Source organism: Marinobacter sp. UBA3607 (assembly GCF_002375525.1).
GTDB classification, from domain to species: Bacteria; Pseudomonadota; Gammaproteobacteria; order Pseudomonadales; family Oleiphilaceae; genus Marinobacter; species Marinobacter vinifirmus.
Genome location: NZ_DFLY01000023.1, coordinates 15,711 through 37,244, shown reverse-complemented (window position 1 = coordinate 37,244; position 21,534 = coordinate 15,711). Strand labels below are relative to the sequence as shown.

At 60.9% G+C, this 21,534-nt stretch carries 22 protein-coding genes; 14 read left to right on the top strand and 8 right to left on the bottom strand.

Features of this window, described 5'->3' with window-relative positions:
• Positions 1–66 precede the first annotated feature (66 nt).
• Positions 67–1,635: an ATP-binding protein gene (locus tag B2589_RS08225; protein ID WP_286816221.1), complete on the bottom strand. Its 1,569-nt coding sequence runs from the start codon at positions 1,633–1,635 to the stop codon at positions 67–69.
• A gap of 53 nt (positions 1,636–1,688) precedes the next feature.
• Positions 1,689–2,423 carry a response regulator gene (locus B2589_RS08220; RefSeq protein ID WP_286816313.1) on the bottom strand — a complete coding sequence of 245 codons (735 nt, stop codon included), beginning with the start codon at positions 2,421–2,423 and terminating at the stop codon, positions 1,689–1,691.
• Positions 2,424–2,666: 243 nt separating this feature from the next.
• Between B2589_RS08220 and B2589_RS08215 the strand changes: the two genes are divergently transcribed.
• Together B2589_RS08215 and B2589_RS08210 are read left to right on the top strand one after the other, a co-directional pair.
• Positions 2,667–3,428: a GNAT family N-acetyltransferase gene (locus B2589_RS08215; protein WP_286816220.1), complete on the top strand. Its 762-nt coding sequence runs from the start codon at positions 2,667–2,669 to the stop codon at positions 3,426–3,428.
• A 6-nt stretch (positions 3,429–3,434) separates the two neighbouring features.
• A complete protein-coding gene (locus B2589_RS08210; RefSeq protein WP_286816219.1) occupies positions 3,435–4,247 on the top strand; it encodes a lysophospholipid acyltransferase family protein in 813 nt (270 codons plus the stop codon).
• Here B2589_RS08210 and B2589_RS08205 read toward each other — a convergent pair.
• The 4 genes from B2589_RS08205 to B2589_RS08190 all read right to left on the bottom strand — a co-directional run bounded on the left by B2589_RS08205 (position 4,207) and on the right by B2589_RS08190 (position 8,598).
• Positions 4,207–4,683 (bottom strand): FKBP-type peptidyl-prolyl cis-trans isomerase, encoded by a 477-nt coding sequence (locus tag B2589_RS08205; protein WP_058340319.1) that lies wholly within the window; start codon positions 4,681–4,683, stop codon positions 4,207–4,209. The genes B2589_RS08210 and B2589_RS08205 overlap by 41 nt on opposite strands.
• A complete protein-coding gene (locus B2589_RS08200) occupies positions 4,683–6,896 on the bottom strand; it encodes an acetyl-CoA hydrolase/transferase C-terminal domain-containing protein (protein WP_286816218.1) in 2,214 nt (737 codons plus the stop codon). The genes B2589_RS08205 and B2589_RS08200 overlap by 1 nt, the downstream gene beginning before the upstream one ends.
• A gap of 114 nt (positions 6,897–7,010) precedes the next feature.
• Complete coding sequence (locus tag B2589_RS08195) at positions 7,011–7,364, bottom strand: hypothetical protein (RefSeq protein WP_058340321.1); 354 nt, start codon at positions 7,362–7,364, stop codon at positions 7,011–7,013.
• 196 nt (positions 7,365–7,560) lie between these two features.
• On the bottom strand, positions 7,561–8,598 hold the full coding sequence (locus B2589_RS08190; protein WP_058340322.1) for an NADP(H)-dependent aldo-keto reductase: 1,038 nt from the start codon (positions 8,596–8,598) through the stop codon (positions 7,561–7,563).
• Positions 8,599–8,699: 101 nt separating this feature from the next.
• Between B2589_RS08190 and B2589_RS08185 the strand changes: the two genes are divergently transcribed.
• Both B2589_RS08185 and B2589_RS08180 read left to right on the top strand, forming a co-directional pair.
• Positions 8,700–9,947, top strand: coding sequence for a glycosyltransferase family 4 protein (locus B2589_RS08185; protein WP_286816217.1), 1,248 nt, complete (start codon positions 8,700–8,702; stop codon positions 9,945–9,947).
• Positions 9,913–10,494: a phosphatase PAP2 family protein gene (locus B2589_RS08180; RefSeq protein ID WP_286816216.1), complete on the top strand. Its 582-nt coding sequence runs from the start codon at positions 9,913–9,915 to the stop codon at positions 10,492–10,494. Before B2589_RS08185 ends, B2589_RS08180 begins: the two co-directional genes overlap by 35 nt.
• Here B2589_RS08180 and dinB read toward each other — a convergent pair.
• Positions 10,469–11,533 carry a DNA polymerase IV gene (dinB, locus tag B2589_RS08175; protein WP_286816215.1) on the bottom strand — a complete coding sequence of 355 codons (1,065 nt, stop codon included), beginning with the start codon at positions 11,531–11,533 and terminating at the stop codon, positions 10,469–10,471. The two genes, B2589_RS08180 and dinB, sit on opposite strands and share 26 nt — an antisense overlap.
• 114 nt (positions 11,534–11,647) lie before the next feature.
• Between dinB and B2589_RS08170 the strand changes: the two genes are divergently transcribed.
• The 5 genes from B2589_RS08170 to minE all read left to right on the top strand — a co-directional run bounded on the left by B2589_RS08170 (position 11,648) and on the right by minE (position 14,215).
• Entirely contained in the window at positions 11,648–11,926 is a 279-nt protein-coding gene (locus B2589_RS08170; protein WP_058340325.1) for a DUF1244 domain-containing protein, read from the top strand.
• Positions 11,926–12,288: a HopJ type III effector protein gene (locus B2589_RS08165; protein ID WP_286816214.1), complete on the top strand. Its 363-nt coding sequence runs from the start codon at positions 11,926–11,928 to the stop codon at positions 12,286–12,288. Before B2589_RS08170 ends, B2589_RS08165 begins: the two co-directional genes overlap by 1 nt.
• 23 nt (positions 12,289–12,311) lie before the next feature.
• The gene (gene minC, locus B2589_RS08160; RefSeq protein ID WP_094624647.1) at positions 12,312–13,082 is read left to right on the top strand and encodes a septum site-determining protein MinC; all 771 of its coding nucleotides are present in this window, start codon (positions 12,312–12,314) and stop codon (positions 13,080–13,082) included.
• A gap of 65 nt (positions 13,083–13,147) precedes the next feature.
• A complete protein-coding gene (gene minD, locus B2589_RS08155) occupies positions 13,148–13,960 on the top strand; it encodes a septum site-determining protein MinD (RefSeq protein WP_094624646.1) in 813 nt (270 codons plus the stop codon).
• 3 nt (positions 13,961–13,963) lie between these two features.
• On the top strand, positions 13,964–14,215 hold the full coding sequence (minE, locus tag B2589_RS08150) for a cell division topological specificity factor MinE (protein ID WP_094624645.1): 252 nt from the start codon (positions 13,964–13,966) through the stop codon (positions 14,213–14,215).
• A 14-nt stretch (positions 14,216–14,229) separates the two neighbouring features.
• Here minE and B2589_RS08145 read toward each other — a convergent pair whose 3' ends face one another.
• Positions 14,230–15,237 (bottom strand): DUF2804 domain-containing protein, encoded by a 1,008-nt coding sequence (locus B2589_RS08145; protein WP_286816213.1) that lies wholly within the window; start codon positions 15,235–15,237, stop codon positions 14,230–14,232.
• Between the two features lie 137 nt (positions 15,238–15,374).
• Here B2589_RS08145 and B2589_RS08140 point away from each other — a divergent pair, with 137 nt between their 5' ends.
• The 5 genes from B2589_RS08140 (at position 15,375) to B2589_RS08120 (ending at position 21,530) form a co-directional block, all read left to right on the top strand.
• The gene (locus tag B2589_RS08140) at positions 15,375–16,112 is read left to right on the top strand and encodes an START domain-containing protein (protein WP_286816212.1); all 738 of its coding nucleotides are present in this window, start codon (positions 15,375–15,377) and stop codon (positions 16,110–16,112) included.
• 81 nt (positions 16,113–16,193) lie between these two features.
• On the top strand, positions 16,194–16,685 hold the full coding sequence (locus B2589_RS08135; protein ID WP_286816211.1) for an HPP family protein: 492 nt from the start codon (positions 16,194–16,196) through the stop codon (positions 16,683–16,685).
• A 24-nt stretch (positions 16,686–16,709) separates the two neighbouring features.
• Complete coding sequence (locus B2589_RS08130; RefSeq protein ID WP_206768803.1) at positions 16,710–18,095, top strand: PhoH family protein; 1,386 nt, start codon at positions 16,710–16,712, stop codon at positions 18,093–18,095.
• Positions 18,096–18,205: 110 nt separating this feature from the next.
• Complete coding sequence (locus tag B2589_RS08125; protein WP_286816210.1) at positions 18,206–19,819, top strand: FAD-dependent oxidoreductase; 1,614 nt, start codon at positions 18,206–18,208, stop codon at positions 19,817–19,819.
• A gap of 52 nt (positions 19,820–19,871) precedes the next feature.
• Complete coding sequence (locus B2589_RS08120) at positions 19,872–21,530, top strand: acetolactate synthase large subunit (protein WP_286816209.1); 1,659 nt, start codon at positions 19,872–19,874, stop codon at positions 21,528–21,530.
• The last annotated feature ends 4 nt before the right edge of the window (positions 21,531–21,534 follow it).

The following is a 21,534-nucleotide window of genomic DNA, read 5'->3' as shown; positions in this document are numbered from 1 at the left end:
CGCCCCACGGGTTCAGTAGCGGTTCTGTAGAGGTTTGTTACATCTGGTGAGGCCGCGAGCACTGGTTCACAAAACTGAGTCCACCGGCTTCCGACGGGGCCAGACCAGGCTGAACCGGGCTCCGCCCAGCTCGTCGCTACGGCCCAGAAACGCCTGCCCGCCATGCCAGTAAAGTATGCGGCGAACAATCGACAAGCCCAGGCCATAACCGCCGGAAGTTCGGGTACGGCTGTCATCCAGGCGGGCAAAGGCGGTGAAGACTTTCTCCCAATCCTGTTCGGGAATGCCGGGGCCATCGTCTTCTACATCGATGCGGCAGGTATTTTCATCCAGCTGGCAGTTCACCACCACGCGGCTGTCGGCGTAGCGGGCAGCATTGCCAACCAGGTTCTGGATGGCCCGGTGGATATAGCGGGGTTCCATGTCGGCCAGCGCCCAGCGTTCAGAAGCCTTATCAATACGGCACTCAATGTTGATGCCTTCGCGGATCTGCCGTTGTTCCTCCACCACCTGCCGGGCAATATCGGTAACCGAGCCTTCCCGCAGGCTGAACACCGGCCCACCCTGCTCCAGCCGGGCATAGGTGAGAATCTCGTCAATCAGCTCATCCAGCTCCTGGATATCACCGTCGATACCGGACAACTGCTTTTCCATGGTCTCGGGGGAGCTTGCCGATTCGATCATCTGCACACCGAAGCGAATGCGTGCTACCGGCGTTCTCAGCTCGTGGGAGACCGCGTGGATCATTTCTCGCTGCACCTGCACCAGGCGCTGGATATGTTCTGCCATGCCGTTAAACGAAGAGGCCAGGCGGGACACCAGCGTACCGGCCTCGGATTCCACCCGGGCGCCCATCTCGCCCCGGGCAATACGCACGGCCACCGCCTCGACCTTGCGCAGGCGACCATCCACAAAACGTAATCCCAGATACAGGCCCAGAGCCAGCACACCACCAATCACCGCAGCCAGCAGCACCAGCATTGGCCAGCCCCAGGGATTGAACGGCGCCGGCATGGTCATTCGCACCAGGTCGCCCTCCGACAACCGGAGCAGCACACTGGCACGGCGCCCCTCATGGAACACCGAAAAGCCGCGGTCGCCCAGGTCCTGCAACACCGCCTGGTCCGGTAACTGATCTTCCGACTGCAACGGGCTGATAGACACATTCAGCGATTGCCCCAGCTCTTCGGCAATATGGTTCAGCTGGTGCGGATTAGCCGTATCCAGGTGCCAGCGCACCAGCAGGGCCAGCGCACGGGTAAGTTCAGGGTAGGTCTGCTCAAGCGACAGGCTGAGAATGCTGCCGTCGCCGGCACGCACAAAGAACCGGTAGCCGGTGCCCGCCGGCTCCGCGACCACCTGACCATAGGCCAGGCGCTCAGCCAGAACCGGGGCGTCTTGCAACTGTTCTGGAAGCAGCGTGTGCAGGCCGAACAGCGAAGGCATCCAGTGGTATTGCCGGGCCGGGTCAGGAACCGCCGCCAGCCAGCGCATCAGCGGCTCGACGGCCTGCTCATGCCAGTACTGGCCCCGCACGGAATTGATGCCGTTGAACAACAGCACACACAGCACCAGCACTGCAGCGGTAATGGCCAGCAGTCGGGCGTAGATTTTCAAGAAGAACTTCAGGGACATGGAAACAAACCCTGGTAACCGGCACCGCCCCGAACGGGCGGCGCCTGGGGCGATCAGGCTTCTTTGACGAACAGATAGCCTTTGCTGCGCACAGTCTTGATACGGCGCGGGTGTATCGGGTCATCACCGATCTTCGGGCGAATGCGGGACACGCGAACGTCAATGGAGCGGTCCTGGCCGTCGTATTCAATGCCGCGCAATGCGGTGAAAATCTCTTCCCGGCTCAGTACCCGGCCGGCATTGCTGGCCAGCAGCCACAGCAGGTCGAACTCGGCACTGGTCAGGTCAATGCTCTGTTCGTTCAGCCAGGCTTCGCGCATGGAGCGGTCCACCACCAGGTCATTGAACTGCAAACGCACAGGTTCTTCGCCGGAGTTTTCCTCAGCCGCCATCGGGGTGTTCTCTACCCGGCGCAGCATGGCGCGGATCCGGGCCAGCAGAACCCGGGGCTGAACGGGCTTGCCGATGTAGTCATCAGCGCCCATTTCAAGGCCCAGAACCTGGTCAAGGTCGTCAGTGCGGGCAGTCAGCATGATGATCGGGCCGGAATAGTAAGGCCGAACCCGCCGGCAGATCGACAGGCCATCTGCTCCGGGCAGCATCAGGTCCAGAACCACAAGATCCGGCTGCTCATTGCGGATACGTTCAACGGCGGCGCCACCGTGGGTTTCCAGAGAGACCGTCAGGCCATTGCTCTCAAGGTACTCGCGGGTAAGATCCGCCAGCCGCTCGTCATCCTCTACGATCAGGATTCGCCAACTCTCGTTTGTCTGCTCCACGCCACCCATCTCTGTTGTTATGTGACCGTTGTTCGGGGTTACAGCCCCTGACAATACAGGCAACGTTCAGTTACAGCAATTATACATGCTATTCAGAAATATACATGGAACCGGCAAGGGGTTACAGCTTGTGACACAGTTCCTCTTTTTGCCACACCCCTGCGGCTGTCACAGACACGTCACCGGTAAGTCACCGGCCTGTCATACGCGGTTCATAGCCTTGACCTGAACAAGAAACAATGAGGCAACGCCATGACCGCACAAACTGCACGCACGCAACCACGCCGCGGCCGCAACCTGAAAATCAGCCTGACCCGCAGCCCGGACCAGATAGAGGCCGCCCAGCGCCTGCGTTACCGGGTGTTTTCCGAGGAATACGGCAGCGACCTGGGCGCCACGGTTCCGGGGCTGGATGCCGATGCCTACGACGCTGTGTGTGATCACCTGATCGTCACGGACGAAGACACCGGCGAACCCGTTGCCACCACCCGAATCCTGCACCAGCAGAACGCCGCTGCCATCGGCGGATTCTACTCGGCCGGAGAGTTTGACCTGGCCGCCCTGGGCCAGTTGCCCGGCACCATGGCCGAGCTGGGCCGCACCTGTGTGCACCCGGATTACCGCAATGGCGGCACCATAACCTTGTTGTGGGCGGCCATTGCCGAGTACCTCACCGAAAGACAGGTCGACTACCTGATCGGCTGTGCCAGCATCAGCATGGCGGACGGTGGCGGCCGGGCCTGGCGCATTGCCCAACACCTGCAGCAGCAGTATTTATCTGCGCCTGAGTGCCGGGTTACTCCGCTGCGCCCCCTACCCCACCTGACCCATCCGGAAACCCACAAAACCGAAGACATCCCCGCGCTCATCCGAGCCTATATGCGCCTGGGCGCCAAGGTCTGCGGCGAGCCTTGCTGGGACCCGGAGTTCCGTTGTGCGGATGTACTGGTACTGCTGGAAGTCAGCAACCTGGCCGGCCGCTACAGCCGGCACTTCCTGCGCAAACCGGCCTGAGCTGCGATGAGCGGGATACGACTGGTCACCCGGTTGCTAGCCTTTGCCGTGTTTCTGTGCGGCACCTGTGTGCTGACCCTGGCTTTGTTAGCGGCCGACCGGGTCAGAAAGCAGCCCACAGACAAGAATGCCTGGGCCACTTTCTGTTTCCGGCAGGCTTGCCGGTGCCTGGGCTGGCAGGTACAGGTACACGGCCAGCCAACCTCCGGCAATGCCCTGTACGTAGCCAATCACATCAGCTGGTCAGACATTCCGGCACTCGGCAGCCTCACCCCGTTGCGGTTTCTGTCGAAGGCTGAAGTTGGCAACTGGCCGGTGATCGGCTGGCTGGCCCGGCAGGCCGGCACCCTGTTTATCAAACGCGGTGGCGGCCAGGCACGGAGAATAAAGAAAACAATGGTGGAGCACCTGCAGGCGGGGGAATCGGTCCTGGTGTTCCCGGAAGGCACCACCAGTTCCGGGCTTGCGGTATTGCCGATGCACGGGTTATTGCTGACTGCGGCGCGGGACGCCGGGGTTCCTGTTCAGCCGGTCACCATCGGTTACCGGCGTAACCAGCGGCCAGACCCGGTTGCGCCCTTCGTAGGTGACGACAGCTTCCAGCGGCACCTGGTACGCCTGCTCAGCCAGCCGCCAACCTGCATCGAGATCGTGTTTCACCCGCCGGTCACGGCAGACCAGCCGGTGAACGAACTTAGCCGTCATATCCACCACGAGATCAGCGCCGGCCTGAAGCGGATTCATTCCGGCGAATTCGATACCTGCGAACCGCTGCCGGTCAGAACAGCGGCCGGCCCTGGGCTATCTCGTCTTCCGTAGCCTCGCGGCGACCGACGATTTCCAGGTCAAAATACAGGGTGAATCCTGCCAACGGGTGGTTGGCGTCAACCTTCACCAGGTTGCCGTCAATCGCGACCACCTGGACCACCTGGGCTTCGTCACCGGAATTGGTCTGGAAGCGCATACCCACATCCAGGTTTTCCACCCCTTCGAACAGCGAGCGGGGCACCTTGCGTACCAGTTCGTCCCGGTATTCACCGTAGGCCATCTCCGGCGGAATCGTCACTTCCAGGCAGTCTCCCACCTTGCGGTCTTTCACCGCTTCCTGGATACCTTCGATAATCTCTGGCGAACCATAAAGAAAGTGCAGCGGCTCGCTGCCTTCCGAGGTATCCACCAGTTCGCCAATGCGGTTTTTCAGCACATAGTGGACGGTAAAGACTTCCGGCTTTTCTTGCGGGGTTTGTGCTTGCATCAGTTTTTCGGCTTTCCTGTCGGTGTCGGAGTTTCCAGGCGTTCAAGGCCGTGGATGACCAGCTTGCGGTCCAGCTTTTCCCGCAACCCGGAGGGCCGCTGCAGCCCCATGCGCTCAAGCAGCGCCTGGTAGCGACCTTCCTCATCCTCGGCCCGCAGGGCCTGCCAGAGGGTGGCGAGTTTACCACGACGGGAGCCGGTTGCGGCCTTCAGCCCCTTAAGGGCTTTCCCCAGTGTCAGTTCTTCGTCGGTGAAATCCCGGCCGAACGGGAAGGCCGGGAACCAGTCGCCCTCACCCGCCGCATTCATGGCGTTACGCACGGCCGCCGGCGTGTTGTCTTTCCAGTGTGCCGGTATCTTGAAGTCAGCCCGCACCTTGCCGGCCTGCTTGGCCTGTTTCAGCAGCCCTTCCTGGAAACGGGCATCTGCAATGCGGATCAGCCGCAGCATCACCTGCTCGTCGCTCTGGCCCCTCAGGTCAGCAATGCCGTATTCGGTGATCACAATGTCCCGGAGGTGCCGGGGAATGGTGCAGTGGGCGTAGTTATAGACGATGTTGGTAACGGTTTCGCCGCGGGATACACGGGTTGCCCGCAGGGCCAGGATAGACCGGGCACCCGGCAGCTCATGGGCCATGGAGACAAAGTTGTACTGGCCACCCACACCGCTGACCACGCGGCCATCGGCCAGGCCGTCAGACACCGCCGCGCCGTTCAGTGTGTACATCATCGCGGAATTGATAAACCGGCTGTGAACCCGCTGGGCGGCCTTCAGCCGCTGGTTACCGAAGCGGTGGTCATACAGGTGGTTGATATAGTTCACGCTGGTCATGCATACGCGGTCCCGCTGCTCCGGGGGCAATTCCCTCAGGGCCTGGTAGAACTTCTCCGGGCCCACATAGAAACCGCCGTGCATGACAATGCCGCCCGCCAGTTTGTCCCCCAGGGCATGCTCTGCCACTGCCTGCCGGGTTTCCGCATCGGCCAGGTCGGCCTGAACCGATAGCTGTTCATCCAGGACCAGTCGCCCGCCGCGCAACTCGACACCGGCTCGGATCACCCCGTAGCGGATCAGCCACTGCAGGTCCCGGGCCCGAAGGGGTGACTCGATCAGCCCTTCCTTGAGCAGTGCATCCAGCATATCCAGCGAAGGCTGCCCGCTGATATCGCCCTGATTGATCAGCTCCTGCAGGCGGGCGTCGTCGAACACCTCCCGCTCCAGGATGCCTTCCTGCATCAGGTACAGAAAGCCGTCCACCATCATTTCGCTGCAGCCGTACAGTCCCTCGTCAAAGCGGCCGGTACCGCCAGACTCGCTGGCCACCGGGAACTCTTCCGCCACGTTCAGGTGTTTGTACACCGCCTGCCAGGCGTCATTGCTGTGGTGGCGCAGAATGGCATTGTGCACCAGCGCGGCCCCCAGGGAACCGATGCCCACCTGAAGCGTGCCACCATCTTTAAGCAATGTGCTGGCGTAAAAGCCGATCATATGGTCGGCGGGACTGACCGCCATCTGGGGTGCTGAAAACAGGGGATAATCGGTTCTGGAATCTGCCAGCACCACATCGAACTGGTTCTCGGGCACCGCCGCGTCGTGGCCGAACCAGGGCAGGTTGCTGTTTACTTCGCCCACGATGGCCACCGGGGTGCCCTGCGCTTCCCGCTCCCGCATCAAAGGCAGGATATCCAGCGTCAGGTCCGGGTTACAGCTGAAGCTCAACTCGCCGGGCCTGTCGTGTTCGGCGCCCGGCGACATCAACTGGCCGATCACGTTGATGCCCTGGGCCATCAGGTCACGCACCGCATGGGTGTAGTTGGTGCATACGTAATTGCGCTGCTGGTCCCGGTTATTCAGGTAACTGCCGGCCTTGAAGAAGAATTCAGACACGGTCACGTTTGCCGGCAACCGGTTGTTGGTCACATCCCGGGCGTAGGCCAGCTCGGGAATGTTGCCGTAAAGCCGCCGTGCAAACGGGCCCATAAAGCGTTTTTCAAGGGAGGAGCTGCCTTCCGGCGCAAGCAGGGACAAAGCGGTGACAATGTGCAACTGGATTTCCGGGTCGTCCTTGGCGCGCTGGTAGAGGGCGTTCACAAAGCGCACCGGCTTGCCCAGCCCGAGCGGCAACCCGAGGGTAATCCGCTTGCCTACCCGCTCGATCACGCGGTCTACACAGTCATTTGCGTTATCGGAATAGATTCCGTTCTGCTCGGCCATTTCCGGCTCCTCGTTCGATGAGAATCTCAACAGTCGTGATGATCACACGAGCAAACGAGGCTGACAATGCGTCAGATCAGGAGAAACGGCAGAAAGGAGGGGCAAAAAAGGGGATCAGAAATTCCAGCGCAGGTTCAGGCACGCACCTTCATTGAGCAGGGCAATACCGTGGTCAGCCTGGGCACCGTCAGATGCGTAGGATTTACCGGAATTGCGGGAGCGCACAAGGCCGAGGCTCAGAAGCCTGGAGCCAATGGCTGCAAAGGCATCACTGCGGTCTTCTTCAACATCCCCAGACATCCATTCCTGGAATTCGTAGATATCTTCGGGCGACATGGCACCATCACGCTCGGCCATCATGCGTTCCGACAGCATGGGCTCGGATAAAACCGGTTCTGCCGCCTCTGCGCGTACCGCGAAGGCAACCAGGTTGAGCACCAGAAGAATCAGAAACAGGCGGATAATCATGACAACACAACAGACCCGGGTTCGTTAAATTGGCCGAAAGGCTACTGTACGAAAGTCTAGTGATTATCCACGAAATTGATGTGAATTTGCACACAAATGCGCCAGCAATCTGGCGCATTTACGGCACTTTTTTGTCAAGAAATGATCAGTTATTTTGCATTCTGTAACATTTGCCCGGTTACCCGGGCAGCACTGATCACGGGCAGGGGTAGGTGAACTCGGCGTGGATCGCCTCAATCGCAGCGACCAGATCCTGGCTCAGGTTAATCTCGGCAGAACCGATGTTCTCCTTCAGCTGCTCCATGCTGGTGGCGCCGATGATATTGCTGGTAACAAACTCCCGGCTGTTTACCCAGGCCAGCGCCATCTGCGCTGGCGACAGGCCATTCTGGTGCGCCAGTTCGCAATAGGCCCGGGTGGCGTCGGCAGCATGCTCTCCGGTGTACCGGCTGAAACGCTCATACAGGGTCAGCCGCGCCTTTTCCGGCCACTTGCCACCCAGGTACTTGCCGGTAAGCATGCCGAAGGCCAGCGGCGAATACGCCAGCAGCCCGGTGCCTTCACGGTGGGCAAACTCCGCCAGTCCGGATTCGAACGAACGGTTCAGCAGGCTGTACGGGTTCTGGATGGACACCACCCGGGGCCAGCCATTCTCGCGTGACAGCCGCAGGTATTCCATGGTGCCCCAGGGCGTCTCGTTCGACAGGCCCACGTGGCGTATTTTGCCCTCTTTGACCAGCTCGTCCAGGGCACCCAGGGTTTCCTCGATCGGCGTCATGGTTTCACTGGGGTTGCGCACATAACCCAGCTTGCCGAAGAAATTGGCGCTGCGATCCGGCCAGTGCACCTGGTACAAATCGATATAATCCGTTTGCAGGCGCTTCAAGCTGCTTTCGCAGGCTTCACGGATGTGATCCCGGGTCAGCCTGGGGCCGCCACGCAGGTAACCCAGGCCATTGCCGGGGCCTGCCACCTTGCTGGCAATCACCAGGTCATCCCGCTTGCCCCGGCTGGCCAGCCAGTTGCCCAGGTAGGTTTCGGTCAGGCCCTGGGTTTCAGCCCGGGGCGGCACCGGGTACATCTCGGCGGCGTCGATAAAGTTGATGCCGGCGCCGGTGGCGTAGTCCAGCTGCTCAAACGCTTCCTGCTCGGTATTCTGTTCGCCCCAGGTCATGGTGCCCAGGCAAATCAGACTGACATCGATGTCGGTATTTCCAAGTTTTCGCGTTTGCATGAATTCTCCTCGTTTGCATGAGAGATCAGTAACCACAATACGTAAAGGGATTGTCACAGGGCTGTCGCATTACTGTCATGGCCGGTTTCCATAGTGGAGGCATGACAGAAAAACCTTCAGGACAAGCCGTGACAGAACTCCCGCCAACTGACCGGCGCGCGCACCACATTACCATTGTTTCCGAGACGTTTCCGCCGGAAATCAATGGCGTGGCCAACACCATGAAACACCTGTGCCAGGGGCTGGTGCAGCGTGGGCATGTGGTTACGGTGGTTCGCCCTGGCCAGCGCCGGGAAGACAAAGGCCTGTTCGACTGTAACGGCGACGGCCTGTGTTCCCGGCAGCTGATTGTTTCCGGCCTGCCCCTGCCCGGCTACAAAGACCTGCAGTTCGGCCTGTCCCGCCCCGCCACCCTGAAGAATTTGTGGCAGAACCGCCGGCCGGATGCCGTTTACGTGGCAACCCAGGGGCCCCTCGGGATTGCCGCGGTGTCTGCCGCACGAAAACTGCAGATCCCCGTCATCTCCGGCTTCCACACCAACTTTCACAGCTACTCCCGCTACTACGGCGTGGGCGCACTGGAACGCCTGCTGTGCGCCTACGGCCGCTGGTTCCATAACCGCACGGCCCTGACCCTGGTGCCAACCCGGAAAATGCAGGCGGTTACCCGCAGCATGGGCATCACCAACGCCGGCCTGTGGGCCCGGGGTGTGGATTGTCAGCGTTTTACTCCCCACAAGCGTGATGAAGGCCTGCGCAAGGGCTGGGGCCTGGGCGAAAACGACAAAGCCGTGCTCTATGTGGGGCGCCTGGCACTGGAAAAAAACATCCGCAAAGCCGTGGCCTGCTTCGAGCGCATCAAAGGCCTGCATGCCAACGCCCGGTTTATCCTGGTGGGCGATGGGCCACTGCGGCGTCAGCTGGAAGAGCGACACCCGGACTACATTTTCTGTGGTACCCGGCAAGGCGACGACCTGGCCCGGCACTATGCCTCCGGCGACCTGTTCCTGTTCCCCAGCAAAACCGACACCTTCGGCAACGTGGTGCTGGAAGCCATGGCCAGCGGCCTGGCGGTAGTGGCGTTTGACGATGCCGCTGCGGCGGAACACATCCGGCACGAGGAGAACGGCCTGAAAGCGCCGCTCACCGAAGACGAAAGCTTTATCAACAACGCCCTGCGACTGGCAGACCAACCCAGCCTGCTGCAACGGATCCGGGCCCAGGCCCGGCTGGACGCACTGGAGCTGAGCTGGCACAGCCAGATAGAACAATTCGAACAACTGGTACTCAACCAACCTGCACAGGCCCGATACCATGGCGTCAACAAGCAAAGCATCCAGACTCTTTGAACTGGCAGACCAGCGTGAATACGCCCTGTGCCAGTCTATCAACCGCACCATTCGTTTCCGGCCGGTAAAAGGCTACTTCCAGCTGGTCAGCCGGCTGGGTGATGGCTGGTTCTGGTACGCACTGATTCTCTCTATTCCCTTTATGGCACCGGCCCACGGCCAGAACATCGCTGTACTGATGGCGTTTACCGGGCTGACCTGCACCATTAGCTATAAAGGCCTCAAGCACTGGCTGATCCGCGAGCGGCCATTTATTTCTTTCCCGGCCATCAACTGCGCTACACCCCCACTGGATCGCTACAGCTTCCCGTCGGGCCACACCCTGCACGCGGTGTGTTTCCAGGCCATGCTGTTTGCCACCCTGCCGGCGCTGGCCTGGGCCATCCTGCCGTTTACCCTGTCTGTAGCCGCCTCCCGGGTGGTACTGGGGCTGCACTATCCGAGTGACGTGGCGGCCGGCGCCCTGATTGGCGGCCTGATGGGCTGGACTTCGGTACAGCTGTTCGGCGATCTGCTGCAGCTCAGTCAAACAGTCGCAACTGGGTAACCGGCGCTTCGTCGTTCCGAAAACGCACCCCTACCCCCATCAACCGCACCGGCCGATCCCGGTTGCTGACCAGCTCATCCAGTAACGGCTGGTAATCCTCCGGAGCCGGTTCCGCCACCGTATCCCGCACCCGCTCCAGGGTGTGAGTCGAAAAATCGCTGTAACGGATTTTCACGAACAGTTTGTGAATGGGTTTGTCCCGGCCCTTGCGGGCCAGGCGCAGGTTGAGATCGGCCACCAGCGCCGGCATCACCGATTCACAGGCCTCCTTGCCCGGCAAATCCTGGGAAAAGGTGCGCTCTACGCTGACCGATTTCGCCACCCGCGACACCACCACCGGGCGCTCATCCCGGCCATGGGCCATTTCGAACAGCCGGTAGCCCTGTTTGCCGAATTTCTCGATCAGCACATCGGCGCCTAAAGCCTGCATATCACCACAGGTTTCGACCCCCAGCGCGTGCAACTTGCCCGCCGTCACCTGGCCCACACCAAACAGTTTTTCCACCGGCAGCGCCTCTACAAACGCCTGCACCTCCTCCGGTGTGATCACAAACAGGCCGTCGGGCTTGCGCCAGTCGCTGGCAATTTTGGCCAGGAACTTGTTTGGTGCCACACCGGCGGAAATGGTGATGCCCACCTCCCGCTTCACCCGCTCCCGCAGGTGCCGGGCCATCAGGGTGGCACTGCCTTTATGGTCGCTAATGTCGGAGACATCCAGGAAGGCTTCATCCAGCGACAGCGGCTCCACCAGGTCGGTCATATCACGAAGAATGGCCATCACCTGCTGGGAAACCGCCCGGTACTTGCCCAGGTCCGGTGGCACCATCACCAGCCCGGGGCACAGGCGCCGGGCTTCGCTGCCCGGCATGGCCGAGCGCACGCCAAAAGCCCGGGCCTTATAGTTGCAGGTAGTCACCACAACACGGCCGCCGGCGCCGCCCACAGCCAGCGGAACGTCCCGCAAAGACGGGTCGTCACGCATCTCGACAGCGGCGTAAAAACAGTCGCAATCTACATGGATGATCTTGCGCTGGGCCATACAGGCAGGCTCACGTTAACAATCTGTACGTTTATACAGCCTTGTATCTTACGGTAACATGCCGAGAATGTCAGGAAACCCAGAACATAACCCGGTACATCACTGTGAGGCTCCATGACTAATCCCATCCCCGAGAACGATCGCACTGAAATCGAAGCGGCCGCCTTCCGCCGCCTGGTTGCGCACCTGCGCGAGCGCACCGACGTACAGAACATCGACCTGATGAACCTGTCCGGCTTCTGCCGCAACTGCCTGTCCAAGTGGTACCGCGCCGAAGCCGCCGAACGCGGGTTCGAGATCACAGACCCCGCCGCCCGCGAAGAAATCTACGGCATGCCTTACGAAGACTGGAAAGCGAAGTACCAGATCGGCCCGAAACAGGACCACAAATAATGAACGCTGCTGAAGCCGTTCGCATTCACCTGGCCTCCCTGCAGGGCGGCCACGCCAGTTTTGACGATACCCTGGCACTGATCGACCAGCACTTCGAGTTCCAGCCCACCGGTTTCAACAACGGTCCGCTGCGTAACGAGGCCGGCGAGAACGCCGGTTCCTGCCGGGTGTTTGCCCTGGGCCAGTACTGCAACCTGAACGAATCCGATACCCTGCAGCTGTTTGCCCAGCACTACCAGCAGGTACTGGGCGACCCGGCCGGCGACAGCCACGGCAACATCCGCCAGTTCATCAGCACCGGCTGGTCCGGAATCCGCTTTGACGGCCAGCCATTGCGCCCGAGAAACGAAACCAACTCGTAAAACACCAGGGAAGACTGCTATTCATGAGCGATACCGCCACCTCCGGGGTAAAACAGAGTTTCCAGCTGAAAAGCGCAAACGTCTCACTGACGGCCCTGGAGCTTTACTACTTCGACAACGATGAGTTCGAAGCCAACCTGCGGGACAAGATCAGCCAGGCACCGGGTTTCTTCAAAGACATCCCGCTGATCATCAGCCTGGAGAAATACGAAGGCCTGGACAGCGAACTGGATTTCTTCAAGATCATCGGCACCTGTCGCCGCCACAACATCCACGTGATTGGCGTTCGTGCCGGCAATGAAGACCAGCGCCGACTGGCCCGGGGCGCTTCCCTGGCCCTGCTGCCAGGCGGTACGGTACGCGAAAAGCCACAAACGGCAGCCCCGGAACCGGAAGCTGCGGCCGAAGAGGCCCCGGTGGCTGAAACGCCGGCCGCTGCGCTGTCAACCGCAGAACCGGCCCCGGCCCGCATCATCAGCCAGCCGGTGCGTTCCGGCCAGCAGGTGTATGCCCCGGAGGGAGACCTGATTATCCTGGCGCCGGTGCAGGCAGGTGCCGAAGTACTGGCCGCAGGCAATATTCACGTGTACGGCCCCCTGCGCGGGCGGGCACTGGCCGGTATCCACGGTGCCGAGAGCGCCCGGGTATTCTGCCAGTCACTTGAAGCGGAGCTTGTGTCCATCGCCGGACACTATAAAATCTCCGAAGATCTTCAGGACAATGGCTGGAAAAGCGCTGTGCAGATCCAGCTCAGGGACGACCTGCTGGTGGTAACGCCACTGGACAAGGCCTGATGTTGTGACAGCCAAAAACAACATATGAAGACATGACGAATCCACTGCGAAACAGGAATTGAACCTTGGCTAGAATCATTGTCGTTACCTCAGGAAAAGGCGGCGTTGGTAAAACCACCACCAGCGCTTCAATCAGCACCGGCCTTGCCAAGCGCGGCCACAAGACCGTCGTCATCGACTTCGATGTGGGCCTGCGTAACCTCGACCTGATCATGAACTGCGAGCGCCGGGTGGTTTACGACTTCGTAAACGTGATCCAGGGCGAAGCCTCCCTGAACCAGGCGCTGATCAAGGACAAGCGGGTAGAAACCCTGTACATCCTGCCGGCTTCCCAGACCCGTGAAAAAGAAGCCCTCACCCGGGAAGGCGTAGAGAAGGTCATCAACGAGCTGTCGCAGACTTTCGACTACATCGTGTGCGACTCCCCGGCCGGCATCGAGCACGGAGCCCAGATGGCCCTGTACTATGCCGATGAGGCCATCGTGGTTACCAACCCGGAAGTGTCCTCGGTGCGGGATTCTGACCGCATTCTGGGCATTCTGCAGAGCAAGTCCCGCCGCGCCGAAATGGGCCAGGACCCGGTGAAAGAACACCTGCTGCTGACCCGCTACAACCCGGACCGGGTAGACCGTGGCGAAATGCTGTCTGTAAAAGATGTTGAAGAAATCCTGGCCATCCCCCTGCTGGGCGTTATCCCGGAAAGCCAGGTGGTACTGAACGCCTCCAACCAGGGCCTTCCGGTGATCCTGGAAGAAAACAGCGATGCCGGCCAGGCCTATGACGACGCGGTAGCGCGGCTGCTGGGTGAAGACCGGGAGCACCGCTTCATGACGGCCCAGAAAAAGGGTTTCTTCTCACGGATGTTCAAGGGGGGCTAAGGGATGAGTTTTCTGGATTACTTCAGAAGCAAGAAGAACAACACCGCGAGCGTGGCCAAGGAACGCCTGCAGATCATCGTGGCCCACGAACGGGGCCAGCGCGACATGCCGGATTACCTGCCACAGCTGCAGCAGGAACTGCTGGATGTGATTCGCAAATACGTGCAGATCAGCGACGACATGGTCCAGGTAGATGTGGACCGTAACGAAAGCTGTTCGGTACTGGAACTGAACGTCACCCTGCCGGAAAAATAACGGCGGCGCCCGCGTTACCAGCGGGCGAAGTGATCTTCCACCAATCCCCGTAGCCCGGCTACGGGGATTTTTTTGCCCGCTTCATCTGTCACCGTACCGCTAAAGGTGCCGGCAAACTGCCGGAAGTTGGACGCCAGCACCCAGGCATTCAACCGCTCCTTGCGCACGCCAGCCGGCTCAAAGGCCAGGTCTACCCGGCCGTCCCCGGTGGTTACCCGCCATTCACTACCGGCCCGGTACCGGTCGAACACAAAGCGGGCCGCCCCCAGCTTGATACACTGGCCATCCAGCCACAGGGCGTTTTCTGTCATACCGGTTTCGTTCACCCCAGCGGCCAGGTTCAGGCCGATGGACGTGCCATCTTCGGCCACACCGGCCAGGCAGGCCCAGTTCCAGGCGGTTTCCCGGCGCATAAAGCCACAACTCCAGTCGATGGACGCCCGGGTTTGCTCGTCACAACGCCACGCCTGCCCGCCCCAGCGTACCTCCCCTTCCACCGCCAGCCCGGCGGATTTCCGGGTAAACACCCAGCCGTTGTAACCAGCCGGGCACACCAGCCGCAGGGGCTGGTCGGTATCCTGCAACGTCAGGTCTACCCGGATTGTTCCCGGTGCTGTCACTTGTACCTTGCGGCCACCCTCCGTCGGCTCGATGGACAGGCTCACCTCGCCCTTGCGAAAGCGGGACGCGCCATGTTCCGGGAATGGCTCGATCACGGTGTGCCGGGCCAACGGCTGCATGAACGATTGTTCGAACATCTGCCCGCTCTCGAAATCGAACAGGTAGAAAAACCCGCTGCCCAGCAGCTTCAGGTCCACAATCGCCATGCCGAACACCCAGCCCGGCGCCATGGCACTGACAAACTGGAACTGGTTGAACCGCCAGCGCTTTGCCAGCCGGGACCGCGGCTTGTCCATCACCGTACGCAGGTCGTAATCCAGGTAATTGATGGTTTCCACCGGCTGGTCCAGGACCCCGGGGGTGAACCGCCCCTTTGCATCGATCAGTGTTTGTTTTGTCATATTTTCCGTCAGATCAGGCCAATTGCGCCCTCGGGCGATTCAGTAAGTTACCTGGTTCACAAACCCTTGTTCCGGCACCAAAGGCCGCCAGGGCTCCGTGATAGACTGCCGCCAACTTCCTCATCAAAGTGTAGCTTATGCTGTTTACCAGAGCCCTTGGCTTCAGGGCCTCCTTGATCAGTCTGGCCGGCCTTGTTACCGGCATTGTCCTGTCCGCCCCCGCCACAGGCGCCGAAACGGGTAACCTGCCGGCCATCGACGCCGCGCAATGGGCCCTGCAGAAAGAAGTCGACAACATCCGCATCTACACAATGGACCAGCCCGGTTCCGGCTTCCAGGCCTTCAAAGCCGTCGCCGAACTGGACGCCTCTGTCGAAAACCTGATGGCGGTCATGATCAACCCGGAATCCTGCGAGGAATGGGTGCTCAACTGCTCAGAATCCTATGCCTTCGGCCAGGGAGATTTCCACGACCGCTACGCCTACTCGGTAAACGACATGCCCTGGCCGGTAACCGACCGGGACTATGTTCTGCGCATCCGCACCCGGGGCGATGCCGACACCGGCCAGGTCATCATGGACCTGAACGCCACCCCGGGCATGCGGGCAGAGTACAGCAGCCGGGTTCGGGTTGACGTATCCAATACCCTCTACCAGTTCACGCCCCGGGGCGAGCGCACCCACCTGGTGTGGGTACAGCACACCGAGCCCAACGGCTCCCTGCCCGGCTGGCTGGTGAACAACCTCCTGGTGGATATCCCCGTCAAGTCCATGCAGGCGCTGGAAGCAGTGGCTCAGTCTGACAAGTATCAGGGCTACCGGCTGGAATGGGCCGAAGACGGCAACCTGCAAGGCGTTGTGCCTGACAACCGCTAACCGGCGCACAAACAGGGGTGACTGCGGGCCACGGAACGACTAAGCTTCAGCAAAAGCACCGCAAATGGAAGACGCCTGCCAATGACTGTTCTCGCCCATGAGATCATGACCCCCACCATCAAAGCCGTCCCCCACCACTGGACCATGGACAGGCTGGCCCGATTCCTCACCGATAACGAAATTACCGGCAGCCCGGTAACCGATGACAACGGCGATATCATCGGCATTGCCACCCTCAAAGACATCACCGAATTCCGCTGGAATGCTGCCCGCTCCGGAGACCAGCCCAAGCTCACCGAAGAAGAACAGAAAGAAGCCAGGCGCCTGCGCATGGTTATTTTCGAGGAAATGGGCAAGGTACCGGTAGAAGTGCGGGATATCATGACACCGATCGTACTCTCGGTTGACGAGGACACCCCGGTGCGAGACATTGCCAACATCATGATGCGCGAACACCTGCACCGGATCTTTGTCACCCGGGATTCAAAAATCACCGGCATCATTACTACCTACGACATGCTGAAGCTGGTTTCCAACCAGGAACTGAGCCGGCGCTGCGCCGAGAACGACTGAGCCACCAGAGAGGTAACTCACCCTATGCCCAGAGCACCGCAAGCTCGCAAGAAAATGTACGTCCTCGACACCAATGTCCTGATCCACGATCCGAATGCCCTCCTGAACTTTGAAGAACACGATGTCATCATTCCGATGACCGTCCTCGAAGAACTCGACAGCCTGAAGTCCGGCAAACAGACCGTTGCCGCCGACTGCCGCCAGGCCATTCGCAACATCGACAAACTGCTGGGCGATGCCAGCCCGAAGGACATTGAAAAAGGCGTACCCATTCTGCGCGGCAAAAAAGCGGACCCACTGGGTAGCCTGTCGATCATCATGAGTACCGAGGGTGCCGGCACCCATTCGCTACCCGAACACCTGAACGACAACAAGATCATCAACACCCTGGCGGCCCTGCAGGCCCGGCACAAATCCCGCGACATCATCCTGGTCAGCAAAGACATCAACATGCGGCTGAAAGCCCGGGGCTTTGGCGTAGAAGCCCAGGACTACCACAACGACCAGCTGCTGGATGACATCGACCTGCTGCCCAGGGGCTACAAAGAATTTCCGAATTCCTTCTGGGACAACATCGCCAAGGTGGAAACCGTGCAGCGGGAAGGGGTGACCGAACACCTGCTCAAACGGGAAGGCGAACTGGCCAGGCTGAACATCAACGAATTCGTGATTGATGAGCGGGGCTTTATCGGCCAGGTGGTGGATATCTCGGACGACCAGCTGGTGATCAAAGACCTGCACCAGCACGACCTGATGAACGAAGAAGTCTGGGGCCTGGTACCCAGGGACATCTACCAGGCCATGGCCCTGCACCTGCTGCTGGACCCGGATATCCACCTGGTGAACCTGACCGGTTCTGCCGGCTCCGGTAAAACCATCCTGGCCCTGGCAGCCTGCATTGAAATGACTGTGGCCAGCAAGCTCTACAAGCGCATCATCGCCACCCGATCTACCCAGGGACTGGACGAAGATATCGGCTTTTTGCCGGGCACCGAGGCGGAAAAAATGGAGCCCTGGCTGGGCGCCATCGTGGACAACCTTGAAGCCCTGCATGAAGACGACGAGAACATGACTGCCAGCGTGGATTACATCCTCAGCAAGGTGCCCCTGCACTTCAAATCCATGAACTACATCCGGGGCCGCAGCTTCCAGCACAGCCTGATCATCATTGATGAATCCCAGAACCTGACCCCGCACCAGATCAAGACCATCATCACCCGGGCCGGTAACGGCTCCAAGGTGATCTGCCTGGGTAACCTGGCGCAGATCGACACCCCGTACCTGAGCCCCCTGAGCTCCGGCCTGACCTACATGACCGAACGCTTCAAGGGCTTCCGCCATGGCGGCCACATCCACCTTCAGGGCGTACCGCGCTCGGTACTGGCGGAGTTCGCCGAAGCCAACCTCTGATCATGGCATTCGAGGCCAACCATGTTGGCCTCGAAGGTCAATTCAGAATCCTGTCTTGCGGTATATTGTCTCTGCTATAAAAACACCAAAAAACAAAGGGGATAGCGTTAATGGCCAGACACATAGCCTCAGACATCGTAATTGCCGGAGGCGGCCTGGCCGGCATTGTCACCGCCCTGGAAGCCCTGCGGGCCGGCAAAACCGTGACCATTGTCGACCGGGACACCCCGGAGCGCCTTGGCGGGCTTGCACTCTGGGCCTTTGGCGGCATGGCGCTGATCGACACCCCCCTGCAACGGCGCATGAAAATTGCCGATTCCCCGGAGCGGGCCCTGCAAGACTGGATAAGCTTCGGAGAGCTGGACCCGACCGACGAGTGGCCCATGCAGTGGGCCCGCTATTACGTGGAAAACTCCCGCGCCGAGGTGCACGACTGGCTGATCGACGAAGGCCTGAAATTCATGCCGGCGGTCAACTGGGTAGAACGCGGCCGGTTTGGTGACGGCAACTCCGTACCCCGCTACCACATAGTCTGGGGCACGTCCCGGGAACTGACCCGCCGCATGATCAATGCCCTGCACAACGCCGACACCCAACATGGCCTGACCATCCTGCACGGCCACAAGGTAACGGCCCTGGAGCAACAGGCGGGCAACATCAGCGGCGCCGTCGCCATCAAGGAATCCACTGGCGAGGAAGTCCGGCTGAGCGCACCCACCGTGGTACTGGCCATGGGTGGCATCAACGGCAGCCATGCCGAATGCCGGGCCAACTGGCCCAAAGACCGGCCACAACCGGCCACCCTGCTCAATGGCGCCCACCCCTTTGCCGACGGCAAGCTGCACCACTGGGCCGAAGACCACCTGGACGCAAAAATTACCCACGCCGGCGAAATGTGGAACTACGCAGCAGGCTTTCCCCACCCCTACCCGCACTTTCCCGGCCACGGTCTGTCGACCATTCCGTGCAAATCCGCCCTGTGGCTGAACCATCGTGGTGAGCGCATCGGGCCGGAGCCCCTGGTAACCGGTTTCGACACCCACTGGCTGTGCCAGCGCGTAGCGGAGCAGGAAAAGCCCTGGACCTGGCACCTGCTGAACCGGCGCATTGCCCTGAAAGAATTTGCCATCTCCGGCGCCGAGCACAACGCCCGCATACGCGACAAGCAGTTCCCGCTGTTCCTGAAAGAACTGCTGTTGGGCAACAAACCGCTGGTCAACCAGATGGCCCACGAAAGCCCCCACTTCCTGGTGGACGACACCCTGGAAGGACTGGCAGAGAAAATGAACGCGCTCACCAGCTCGCTGGACATCAACCCCACCACCCTGAAAGCCACCGCCGATGCCTTCGACGCCAATTTCAGCAAGGGCAGCCAGCTGAATAACGACCCGCAAATCCGCAAAATCCTGCATGCCCGCCAGTGGGGACCAGACAAGCTGCGCACCTGCAAACCGGCGCCGTTGCAGAAACCCGGCGCGGGGCCGTTTATTGCCATCCACATGCAGCTGACCACCCGAAAAAGCCTGGGCGGCCTTCGTACCGACCTGCAAAGCCGGGTGCTGGACGCCAGCGGCCAGCCGGTCAGCGGGCTTTACTGTGTAGGCGAAGCCGCAGGCTTTGGTGGTGGTGGCGCCAATGGTAAACGATCACTGGAAGGCACCTTCCTGCCCGGCTGCATCATGACCGCCCGGGCGGCGGCAAGGTCCATCGTCAGCGGCCGTTAACTAACCGACTATCAAGCGAAAACAAGAATCCGACAGGATCAGGAGAGAGAACATGCCAAACGGCGCCCAAGCCTTGATGAAAACACTGGTCGATGCCGGCATTGAAGTCTGCTTTACCAACCCCGGCACCAGCGAGATGCACTTTGTGGCCGCCCTGGACAGCGAGCCGAAAATGCGCGCCGTACTGGCCCTGTTTGAAGGTGTGGCCACCGGTGCGGCCGACGGCTACGCCCGCATGGCCGACAAGCCGGCAGCAACGCTGCTGCACCTGGGCTGCGGCCTGGGCAATGGCCTGGCCAACCTGCACAACGCCCGCAAAGGCAAGGTGCCGGTGGTGAACATTGTTGGCGACCACGCCACCTACCATGTGAAGTACGACGCCCAGCTGCAATCCGACATCAAAACCGTGGCCCGCAACGTGTCTCCGGGCTTTGTGCGCACCTCTCAAAGCACCGAAGCCCTGTGCGAGGACGCCGCCGAAGCCATCGCAGTGGCCAAGGGCCTGCCCGGGCAGGTAGCGACCCTGATCCTGCCCGCCGATGTATCCTGGGGCGAAGGCGGCCAACCCTGTGCGCCACTGCCACAGCCGGAAGCCCAGGCGGCGGACGATGCCGCCGTTCAGGCGGTAAAAGACGCCATCGCCAGTGGCCGGAAAACCGCCCTGTTACTCGGTGGCCGCGCCCTGCGCGAGCCGGCATTGATGGCCGCGGCCCGCATTGCCGCCCACAGTGGCGTTACCCTGTTTGCCGAAACCTTCCCGACCCGAATTGAACGGGGAGCCGGCTTACCGCCGGTGGAACGAATTGCCTACCTGGCAGAGCTGGCCACCCTGCAGCTGTCTGAATTCGACCACCTGGTGCTGGTAGACGCCAAGGCGCCGGTGTCGTTCTTTGGCTACCCGGGCAAGCAGAGTTACCTGGTGCCTGACAACTGCACCGCCCTCACGCTCAGCACTCCGGAGCAAGACGCCGCCGCCAGCCTGAACAAACTGGCTGAAGCCCTGGGCGCGGCCGGTGCCGAGCCCAGGCTGCAGGCCGAAGGCCGGCCGGGACTGCCCAAGGGCAAGCTGACCGCTGAAAAAGTGTGCCGGGCCATGGGCGAGCTGATGCCGGAGAACAGCATCATCGTGGATGAATCCATCACCTCCGGGTTGATGCTCAACGCCATGACCGCAGGCGCTCCGCGCCACGACATGATCACCCTCACCGGGGGCGCCATCGGCCAGGGTCTGCCTAATGCCGTGGGCGCCGCCATCGCCTGCCCGGACCGCCCGGTGTTCGCCCTGATCGGCGACGGCACCGCCATGTACACCATCCAGGCCCTGTGGACCATGGCGAGGGAAAACCTGAACGTGACCAGCATCATCTTCAACAACGCCTCCTACTCCATCCTGAACGTGGAGCTGGAACGAGTAGGCGCAGAAGAAGCCGGCGCCAAGGCAAAGTCCCAGCTGGACATCAGCGGGCCGGTCACCCACTACGCCCAGCTGGCCCAGAGCATGGGTGTGCACGGTGTGCGAGTGCGCACGGCGGAAGAGTTGATCAAAGCCATGGAGTACGCCCAGGCGCACCCCGGGCCCCACCTCATTGAAGCGGTGGTGCCGGAGTCACTGAATGGCGTTAAACGGAAGGTACTGCCCTGGCTGCTGAAGTCGCTGCCGAGTTTGCCACGGCCGCTGACCAAGGCACTAAAGAAGAAGATTGCGCCCTGATTGA